General features: G+C 70.1%; 6 protein-coding genes and 1 pseudogene. 3 read left to right on the forward strand and 4 right to left on the reverse strand.

The annotated features are described in order from the left end of the window. The first annotated feature begins 11 nt into the window (after positions 1-11). Both ACFVS9_RS33240 and ACFVS9_RS33245 read left to right on the forward strand, forming a co-directional pair. Positions 12-3,077, forward strand: a complete 3,066-nt coding sequence (locus ACFVS9_RS33240; protein ID WP_389938559.1) for a tetratricopeptide repeat protein — start codon at positions 12-14, stop codon at positions 3,075-3,077. A 228-nt stretch (positions 3,078-3,305) separates the two neighbouring features. Next, positions 3,306-4,451 (forward strand): SMI1/KNR4 family protein, encoded by a 1,146-nt coding sequence (locus ACFVS9_RS33245; protein WP_389938563.1) that lies wholly within the window; start codon positions 3,306-3,308, stop codon positions 4,449-4,451. A gap of 266 nt (positions 4,452-4,717) precedes the next feature. Here ACFVS9_RS33245 and ACFVS9_RS33250 read toward each other — a convergent pair whose 3' ends face one another. From ACFVS9_RS33250 to ACFVS9_RS33260, 3 genes and pseudogenes are all read right to left on the reverse strand, one after another. After that, positions 4,718-5,359 carry a histidine phosphatase family protein gene (locus ACFVS9_RS33250; protein WP_389938566.1) on the reverse strand — a complete coding sequence of 214 codons (642 nt, stop codon included), beginning with the start codon at positions 5,357-5,359 and terminating at the stop codon, positions 4,718-4,720. Positions 5,360-5,433: 74 nt separating this feature from the next. Continuing rightward, positions 5,434-5,961 (reverse strand): annotated as a pseudogene (locus ACFVS9_RS33255) (ATP-binding protein); the annotation flags it as partial. A gap of 149 nt (positions 5,962-6,110) precedes the next feature. Then, positions 6,111-7,172, reverse strand: a complete 1,062-nt coding sequence (locus ACFVS9_RS33260; protein WP_389938569.1) for a glycoside hydrolase family 26 protein — start codon at positions 7,170-7,172, stop codon at positions 6,111-6,113. Positions 7,173-7,536: 364 nt separating this feature from the next. Here ACFVS9_RS33260 and ACFVS9_RS33265 point away from each other — a divergent pair, with 364 nt between their 5' ends. After that, positions 7,537-8,202, forward strand: a complete 666-nt coding sequence (locus tag ACFVS9_RS33265) for a hypothetical protein (RefSeq protein ID WP_389938572.1) — start codon at positions 7,537-7,539, stop codon at positions 8,200-8,202. Positions 8,203-8,553: 351 nt separating this feature from the next. Here the strand turns inward: ACFVS9_RS33265 and ACFVS9_RS33270 are convergent, their stop codons facing one another. Then, entirely contained in the window at positions 8,554-9,510 is a 957-nt protein-coding gene (locus ACFVS9_RS33270) for a DUF4184 family protein (RefSeq protein WP_389938575.1), read from the reverse strand. Positions 9,511-9,913: the final 403 nt, after the last annotated feature.

Genomic DNA, 9,913 nt, shown 5'->3' on the forward strand with positions numbered 1-9,913 from the left:
CGGCGCAACCGGTGGAACGGTCACGACTGATCGCGGTGACGGGCAGCGGCGGGCCGGGTTCCGGCTACGCCGTGGGTGCGCGACTGGTGCTGACGTCGGCGCACGTGGTGGCAGGTGCGGGGCTGCCGGTGGAGCTGTTCCGCCCGGGCGGTGACGTGTCGGTACCCGGTGTGGTGGTGTGGTGCGGTACGGCGGGTTCCCGGGACGACGCGGCGCTGGTCCGTGTCGCCGACGACGTCCCGTGGCGCCCGCCGTACGGGACCGCCCGGGTGCGGTGGGGCCGGACGGCGACCGACCGGCCCGACACGGTGTGTGAGACGTGGGGTGTGCCCGAGGTCGTGCAGCGGGAGGGCAGGCCGATCGAGGCCGCACAGCTGACGGGCCGGGTGAACCCCGGCACCGGGTTCGTCGGCAACCAGTACGTGATGGAGCTGGCGGGACAGGTCCCGCGCTGGCCCTCGCAGGGGAGTTCCCCGTGGGGCGGGCTGTCGGGCGCGGCGGTCTTCTGCGACCGCCTGCTCATCGGGGTGGTCGCCGCGGACCGGGAGTACTCGGCGCACGCCGCGCTGAACGTGGTTCCCTCCTACGTCCTGCATCATGACCCCGCCTTCCGGGCCGCGCTGGCCGAGTACGGGGGCGGTGGGGCCGTCGCCCTGGAGGCGGCCGAGTTCCAGCACCTCGCCGACGAGGACAGCACGGGTCCGGGCGACGGGCCGCGTACTCCGGCCGCGCTCCTGCGAGCGGAGCGACGCACCGTGCCCTTCTACGGGCGGGAGGAACTGCTCGGCCGGCTGGTGGGGTGGGGTGAACGGAGCGGGTTCGGTGCCTGGTTGCTCCATGGACCGGGCGGGCAGGGAAAGAGCCGGCTGGCGCACCAGCTGTCGGACCGGATGGCGGCGAGCGGCTGGGTGGTGCTCTGGCTTCGCTCCGACGGTGTGGAGGGGCGGGTGCGGGAGCTGCGGGACGCGGCGAAGCCCCTGCTGGTCGTAATCGACTACGCGGAGAACCGTGTCGCGCAGCTGGTCGAAGTGATCGACGCCGCGGCGGCTCATCCTGGTTCGACCGCCTTCAAGGTGCTCCTCCTGGCGCGTACGGCCGGTGCCTGGTGGGCCCGGGCGCAGGGGGCCACCCGGCGCAGCGAGGAATGGCTTCACGGCACACCGGTCGTCGAGCTTCCGCCTCTCCAGCCGGAGCCGTCCGACCGCAGGAATGCCTATCGGCACGCGGTCGGTGCACTCGCGGACGCGTTGCCGCAGGTGAGGGGGGTGGCAGCGACCGATTGGCCGGCTCTGGCGGAGGTGCTCACGCACGGGCGGCTTCCGGAGTCGGTGGGCGGGGCCGGGATGGAGAACGCTCTCACCTTGCAGATGACCGCGCTCGCCGACCTCCTCGACGCGGCCGGAACCGTGTCCGACGGGGCTGCGGACGGGCCGCCCGACCGTCCTCCGGACGAGGTGGAGGACCGGTTGCTGGGCCACGAACGGCGTTACTGGGATCGGCGTGCCGCAGTACTCGGGCTCACCCCCGCCCTGAGTTCCGAAGCGCTCGAAACAGCCCTCGTCGCCGCGCAGTTGATGGGTGCCGCTTCACCCGGCCAGGCGGACCTCATCTGGGGGCGGCTGCCTGAGCTGGCCGACCAGGGCCGCGACCGCCGCACTACGATCACGGCGTGGATCGGTTCGCTCTACCCTTCCGGTGCCGTCGGAGTTCCCTGGTCCAGGATCCAGCCCGACCGGCTCGGTGAACGCTTCACCGGCCGCCTGCTCGAAGCCGATCCCGGGGTTGCCGATCGCCTGGCGGCGGGTGCCGACGCGGAACAGACCACGCAGCTCCTGGCCGTCTACAGCCGGGCGGCCGCGCACGGGGTCTTCCAGGGGCGGTTGGACCGGCCCTTGGTCGACCTGTGTCTGACACACCGCGGTCGGCTCGCCGGGCCGCTCATGACCACTGTCACGCGGACCACGCGCCCCGAACCGTTGATCGCGGCGCTCCGGGAGATCAGCGACGACCCGGGCACCGCTCTGGCCGACCTCCAGGCCTTCGCGGACCAGCTGCCGGAGTCCAGCCGTCGCCTGGCCTCGTGGGCCCTCGACCTTTCGCGCGTCCTGGCCGATCGGTACCGGGATGCGGCCAGGGTCGACCCCGGAGCTCGGCCGGGCCTTGCCAGGGCTGTGAGCAGCCTCGCCGGCAGGCTCGGTGCCATGGGCCGGCGGGAGGAGGGGCTGGCTTTCGCCGTCGAGGCTGTAGACCTCAACCGTTCGCTCGATGCCGCTGAGCCCGGGGTGCACGGGCGGTCGCTCGCAGCCGCGCTGAACATCCTCGCCAACCGGCAGGCGGAGCTGGGGCGGTGGGCCGACTCCTCGATGACGGCTCAGGAGGCGGTGCTTCGCTACCGCGCTCTTCCGGAGCGGGGTGACGGGTACCACCGGGATCTCGCCATGGCGCTCAGCAACCTCTCCGTCAGCCTGGGGCGGGCGGGACGTCCGGAGGAGGGGCTGACGGCCGCCGAGGAGTCCGTCCGCATCCGGCGGCACCTCGTACGCGACGACGACCCCGCGCACCAGGCTGACCTCGCGATATCCCTGAACAACTACGCCAACAGGCTGAGTTCCCTGGGGCGCTGGGAGGAGAGTCTTGCGATCTCGCAGGAGACCGTCGGCCTGTACCGCGTCCTCGCACGGGAGAATCCTGACGCCTATCTGCCTCTTCTGGCCAGGGCGCTCAGCAACTACTCCGTCGATCTCGGCGAGGCTCGGCGGGAGGAGGAGGGCCTGTCCGCCGTCGAGGAGGCTGTCCGTCTTCGCCGGGACCTCGTCCGCGAGAATCCGGCTGCCCATGTGGCCGGGCTCGCGGCTTCCCTGCTCAACCTGGCGCAGGATCTGGGAAGGGCGGGGCGTCGGGCTGAGGGCCTGGCCGCCGCCGAGGAGGCGGCGGGTTATTACGACGAGCTCGCGCGGAAGGACGCCGGAGCCTTCGAGGAGCTGCTCGGTGAGGCGCGCGGGACAGCGAACGCGCTCCGGACGGGACCTGGCGGCACAGCCGAGCCTGGTGGTGGTACCCGGGAAGGTGTGCGATAGCTGCGTCTCGCCGGTGGGCTTCCTCGGGTCGGCCGCCGGTCCGGTGATGGTGGCGGCTCTTCACTTGGCGGGTTGCGCTCGAGTGGGCGGCTGCGGTGTCCGTGCCGACAGCTGGGTGAGCCACGGCAAGGGTCCACTCCGAGGTGTCGGCCGGAATGCCACCATGGCAGGCAAGGCCGGTGAGCGACGATCAGCCTGTTGTCAGTGGCTCACTCTAGGGTCGGGTCTATGACAGCAGAACTGGTCCAGGACGCATGGACTCGCATCGACGCGTGGTTGCGTGAGCACGCGCCCCGCACGTTCGCCACGCTTCGGCCGCCCGCCGGGGACAAGGAGATCGCGGCGGCGCAGGAGGAGCTGGGCGTCATCTTTCCTCCGGACCTGGTCGCTTCACTCCTCCGGCACGACGGGGCGCTGGAGGGACCTGAGGCTTTCCGGTTCAGTTCGGGCGACCGGCTGCTCGGAGTGAGCGGGATCCTCGGGGACACCGGGTGCATGCGTGGCTTTGACCAGGGACCCGACGGGGAGGCCGAGGGCTACTGGCTGCGCGACTACGTGAAGTTCGGTTCCTATGACGTGACGTCGGACGGTCTCCTGGTGGATTGCCGTACCGAGCGGGACTCCTTCGGTGCGGTCGGACGGTTCTTCGACGAGACCGGCACCCGTTTCGGGGAGGCTGACTCCCTGGGTGGGTATCTGTCCGACGTGGCCGGCAGGCTTGAGTGTGGCCGGGACGCCGGTGTCGTCACGTTCAACGGTCGGCTGTTCTGGGAGGGGCCGCTGCCTGCCAGGCCGCAGTCCGGTTCCGGCGGTCCCCTTCCCGCACCGGATGAGCGGCTGCCGGAGCTGGACCTGTCCCACAGTCCCACCGATACCCTCCACGCGAGTCACCTGGACGGCCTGGAGGAACTCGGTGCACTGATCGCGATCCTGCCGTACGAGCAGGTGGTTGACGCCGCGCGGAAGCAGCTGCGCAGACTGGCGGTCGAATCGGGCCTGAACAGCTACCCGGAGGTCAAGGCAGCTCTGGACGCGTGGGAGCGCGGTGTGGCGCCGCCGCGGCCGGACCAGAGCGGGCCGCTGGCCCTGCGACTCCGGGCGGTGCTCGCGCAGGCCGACACCGGCCGAGACGTCACTCGCAGGTGGGCCGTGGAGAAGACAGCCCTCGGGATCTGGGGGTCTCCCTACAGGTCCGTGTGCGAGAGCGCGGAGACCCGGAGTCACTTCACGGTCGACTGGCGCGCGGATCTGCATGCGGACCTGGGCAGTCCGCCGCTGCCGCCGATACCTGACGAGCCCTTCTGGGGTGCTCTGCGCAACCCCGCCATCGACTCCGGTTGGTACGCGGCTCAGTACCCCCAGGCTGAGGGCTGACCCGAGGGGTTTCGGTTCCGCGCGAGCGCCTCGTGGCTTCGTGTGGCGGTCATCGTCGGTCGAGGCGCTCGGTCACCAGTGATGGATGGCGAAGTGCAACGACTGGCTTCGTCGCTCTTACGTTCTTGGCAGCAGCGTTCGTTCGCCACTCCGGGCAGCAGATGGAGGTCGACGGGTTCGGGAATGTTCGCGAGGAATGACGTCGGTTCCTGGGACGGCCCTCCGCCCGGCAGGGCGTCGGGCCGTCTGAGCAGGTCAGGTCGGGGTCAGCCGGTTCGGGCGGAGTCGAGATGGCGGGTGTCACCGAGGCTGACGACTTGGCGGTTGTGGAAGAAGTCGTCTTCGCGCAGTGTGGTGATGCTGCCGGAGGGCGCCCGGAAACTGGCATGGCCGGCGGACTCGATCGGCATCTTGATCCAGGACGCCACGACGCATGTCAGAGAGCCGCCGTGGGTCACGATGATCTGGTGTTCGCACGGGCTCCGCAGGATCTCGTCCATGGCTGCGTAGATGCGCCGTGCCCACGACGCCTTGGTCTCCGCACCCTGCACGCCCTCGTCGTGGTCCATCCGTTCCCCGTCAGCCGGCGGCGGGATGAAACGCCGGTCGAGCCACTCCTGCGGCCTCCCCTCCGCCTCGCCGTAGGACTTCTCCCGCAGCCTGCGATCCAGGACCGGCTTCACGCCGAATGCTTCGGCCACCTCGTCCGCCGTCCGTAGGGTGCGCTGCAGATCCGAGGAGAACAGCTCCACCTCGGCGCCGTCCGGTATCCGGGACCGCAGCGCCTGGGCGATGGAGACCGCCGCACGGACGCCGACGGACGTCAGCCGCGAGTCGTGCCATCCGCCGACGACTCCCTCGACGTGGTGTGTCGCCTCCGGATGGGTGACGACGTACAGAGTGCGCATGAGCGCGTGCCCTCCTGTAGGTGGCGTCCTGCCTGGTTGCAGGGCGTAACTATGGACGAGCGGGTTCGGAACCATCAAGCGGGTTCCTCGGCTCGGGCTCGGGTGCTGGCAAGGCGGTAGGAGTCGGTGCGGTGCTGGTCTCGATGAGCGTGCCGTTGACGGCGAGGCGGTCGACGATGGCCGCGCGGATGCGTGGGTCGGTGCAGCTCCCGGCAGCCGCCGAAGGACTCGTACGAGGCAGTGCCGGCGCTGTTCTTCTCCTCGCGTCGGGTCAGGACCGGGAAGAGGAGTTCGGCTGCGTGGCGGTCGAGTCGCATGGAGCCGAGTTCTTCATCGCATCAAGGACCGACGCGGCCGTAGCGGCCGTAGCGGGCGATGGTCTTGTTGAGCTGATTCTCGTCGGCGGCCTCGACCAGTTCGTTCACCAGCTTCGTGGCGGGCGTGTAGCGGACGCGGTAGCCCTTCATCGCGGCCTCGGTGCCACGTGCGATGAGCATGTGGGACGTGCCGGTGCCGGAGTCGCCGATCGGGCAGAGCGGCTGGCTCTTCTTCACCCATGCGCAGCTGGCGAGGGTGGGGATGGCCGCCGCGTCGGTGTTCGGGGTCGGCGTCAGGTCAGCGTTCGGGGTCGGCGTCGAAGTCACGCGTCGTCAAGGACGTGTCGCAGGCCGCGTGACGCCCGGTGTGTTCACCGGGCGAAAGCGGTGTGCTCCCGGGCGAAAGCCGTGTGCTCACCGGGCGAAAGCGGCGTTCACCGGGTGAAATAGGGGTCTGCGGCCATCTGCTGGTAGGCGGCGAGGGTCGCGGGCGACGATCCGATCTGCCAGTGCCGCTCTTTGTCGACGTCGAACCACACCAGAGCCTTGATCAGAGGGAATTCCTCTTTCAGGCCCGGGACGATTCCTCGGATCCACTCGGGTTTGCTTCCGCCTGTCTCGTCGGACCCCGTCTCACCGATGATGACCGGCTTTCCCTTGGCCGCGAGCTTTCCGTAGATGTCCCTGAAGAGTTCGGTGAAGCTCTGCCACGCGAAGTCCGGGTCGGAAGTTCCCCAGTTGTATCCGTCGACGCCCGTCCAGTCCACGTACTCGTCTCCGGGGTAGTACGACATGACGTCAGGGGCGTCGCGGCTGTCGGTGACGTTCGGCGCCCAGACCCAGACGACGTTCGTGGCTCCACGCCGATCGAACACCTCGTGGATATGGCGGTAGGCGGCGATGTACAGCTCGGGATCGTGCCCGCCCCAGCCCTCTTCCTCGTTCATCTCCGCCGCGAAATCGAGGAAGAACGGCTTGTCCAGTGCTTTCGCTCCGTCAGCCTGCTTCTCTATGGTCGCGTCCAGCGATCCATCGACGATGTCGTTGAAGTCGACATCGAAGGGTTCCCAGTTCACCAGGGGGATACGGCCGCCGCTGAAGTCGTCCCGGGTGGCTTCGGAGTCGGACCAGTCGTCTTCCCAACCGTAGTAGGTGAGGTGAATCCCGGGGGCCGTCCCGATACGGGCGTCCGTCTCCTCCATGGTGCCGTCGCCGTAGTAGTGCCCCAGCAGTGCGCCTTCCGACGGGACGAGCGGGGCGGCGGCCGGTGAGGACGGGGCGGCCTTCTCGCCCGCGCGGTCCTCCTTCCCTGCGGGGGAGCAGGAAGTGGCGGTGAGCGCTACCGCTGTGGCGAGGACCGTGCCCGCCAAGCCCGTACCGAGGCGGCGCAGGGCCGGCTTCGGCGGCGTGGCGATCCCGCTCGTCGATCGCCCGGCCGCGCCCTGGCCGTGCCGTCGGCGCAGCGGCCGGCCGAACGGGGTGTCCCTACCAGTCATGCTGCTGCTCCTTCGCCACGAAACTGGCGCTCCGTCAGCTTCGGGCTTTCACGAGTTGGGCTGTACAGGCCCGGGGCCCGGGTCACACAAGGGAAGAGCGCTGCTGACCTGTGGCAACGGGTCTCTTCAAGGGCCCGTCGGCTGCAAGGGAAGAAGCACTCTCCAGGTGGGGAAGCGTAGCCGGTCGTACGTGTGTGTCCGTTGCGGGGGCGGGCGTCGGGCCGTGGGTTCGGGGGCGATGCCGGCGACGCCGCGGGACGGGGCGGAGACTGCCCGAGAGCAGCTCGGGCAGCGGAGACATCTTGATGTCCGATGCCCCTGCCATCCTGGCCGCCACGCATGCCCCGGACTCGGAGGAACCTGGATGTTGAGTGACGGACTCGCCTGGATCGGCGTACACAGCAGCGCAGACGCTTCCGCTGTCCTGCCCGGGATGCTCGGCGGGATCTCCCTCACGTGTGCGCGTGGCGTCGACGCGGACGAGTTCCTCATCGCGCTGGGGGCCGACCTGGATGAGCTCGCCGACCGCACCCCGTGCAAGGACCTCGTCGTGCCGGTGAGACGACGAGGTGACCGTTCGCCTCACGTGAATCGCGCGATGTACGGGGCGTGCGGCGACTGGGTGTACGTGCTGGAGGACGGGGGCATGGCGACGTGGGCCGCGGGCTACCGGGCGGTGCCGTCGATGCGGCCCGCGCCGGGTGAGGAGTTCGTCTGCGTGACGATGAACGCGTGGAGCCCGCCGCGAAGCGTCGTCCACGCGCCGGGGGACGGGCGCGTCTGGCAGGCCGAGTTCGGGGAGGACACCGGCCAGGGCTCGGTCCTGGACGTGGCGCTCCGTGCCGCCGGCGCCGTGTTCCCGGCCATCGGGGAGGTGGGTGAGACCGTCCTGGCAGCGCACTACGAGGAGTACGGGCCCGGGCTGCCCGGAGCGGTGTTCACAGCCGTCGGCGCCTACTGCGGCCTGTCCGTCGATCAGGGGGCCGTCCAGGCCGGCGACCTGCCCGCGGTCCTGCTTCCCATGGTCTGACCGCCGGCAATGGCGCAGCGCGGTGCCGGGTATGGGGTCGGGTATGGGGTCGCGCTGCGGGCTTCCGCGTTCTCAGGGGTCTGGGCGGGCGGAGGAATGCGCGGGGTCCGGCCCGCTCGTCTGTCTTCGGGCACACTTCGACCGGCGGGCTTGCACTGTGGACGTTGGGGGGTCTTTCTGGGCCTGGCTCCCACGTGCGGCTGGCCCCCCAAGTGCTGCTGGCTGCACGGGCGTCGGCGCCCATGAGTTGGGTGACGTCTGCCCTGGCCGACGGGGTGCTGATCGCCCTGCGACGGCCCGCTGCTCTTCTCCGGGCGGACACTGTCTTGTCGATATACCGCCTTGAGGCCGTCACGTCGTTCCCTGAGTCGGTGGCGATGAAGGAGCGGGGCTGGTGGCCCGGGACCGGCGATGGCAGACCGTGACGGTCCGCCACGTGGCGGCGTACAGCAGCAGTGTGACGGCGAAGCAGGCGCCGGCTCTCTTGGCGGCTCCGGTCAGCACACCTTCGGCGACGGTTCCCCAGGGGGCGTGGACGGTCCTGGAGGGGTAGGTGGTCTCGCGCACGCCGTCGCCGAGATCGACGGTGGTGGGGCGGCTGTCATCCACTTCGGTTCGGTAGCGGTAGGCGTGGAAGTCCTCGTGGGCGTGGACGGAGGCTCCCAGTGCGGGGGCCGCGACCAGCAGGGTCAGCACGCTCCACCGCAGGACGGGCCCGAGGCGGGGAACGGTGTCGGTGCCGCCACCAGTGCGCGAGCGGCCGCGGAGCCGCCACAGGCGCCGGCCGATGACAGCCAGTCCGAGGGCGGTGCTCGCGTACTGCAGGAGCCGAGCGACCGTCAAGCCGCCCGGGACCGGGGCGCCCAGCTGCGGTACGTGGGTGACCAGGAGGCCGTCGCCGTGGGTGAAGGAGTCCCAGGCCAGGTGGGAGGCGATGCCGATCAGGGCGGAGAGCAGCAGCCAGGCGGCGTACCGGACCTTCGCGGGCAGGCCGGGTGTCTGCTCGGCTTCCGGAAGGCTGAGGCGGGGTGGGAGCACGGCGGTGATCGGCGCGCTCAGCATCCTGTACACGGCGACCAGTCCGAGGGCGAAGGGCATATTCAGCAGCAGGCCCGCCGCGGCGGAGTGGGTCTGCGTAGCGTTGAGGAACGGCCCGTACCAGTCCTGGGGGCTGGTCTCGGACACACCGAGGACGTCCAGGAAGTACGGGACGTCGGGTGCCACGGCGCCCGCGACCAGAGCTGCCGGTACGAAGGGGCGGCGCATCAGCGGGAGCACCGCTGCGGGGTGCGACAAGGTGAACGGCAACTCGATGGTCTTCCCTGCTCGGACTGGGCGGGCGGACAGGCCGGGCCTTGTGTGCCGCGCTGTTCGGCGTGCTGTCGGGCGTGCTGTCACCGGGCGGCCGGGACCGGAGGGCCGGCCTGTCGGCCCACGCGTGTACGGATAGAACACCGGAGAGAGTATTCATCTCAACGGACTATGGCAACACGGGAGTCTTCCGGTGCGTGGGATGTACGCCGGGGCGGGACGGGGCGGGCAGGAGCCCTCGCCGGCGGGGCTAAATGTTCTGTTCACGGAGGTTGGTAACGATGTAGTTCTAGGGTGCGATTCGTAAGTGGATCAAGCTAGTGTGCCCCGATGACAGAGACGCAACGACGCCGCGACGTAGGCCCGCCTGGCAGCGACTCCGACGAGAAGTCGACATTGT

Source organism: Streptomyces sp. NPDC058008 (assembly GCF_042886395.1).
Lineage (GTDB): Bacteria > Actinomycetota > Actinomycetes > Streptomycetales > Streptomycetaceae > Streptomyces.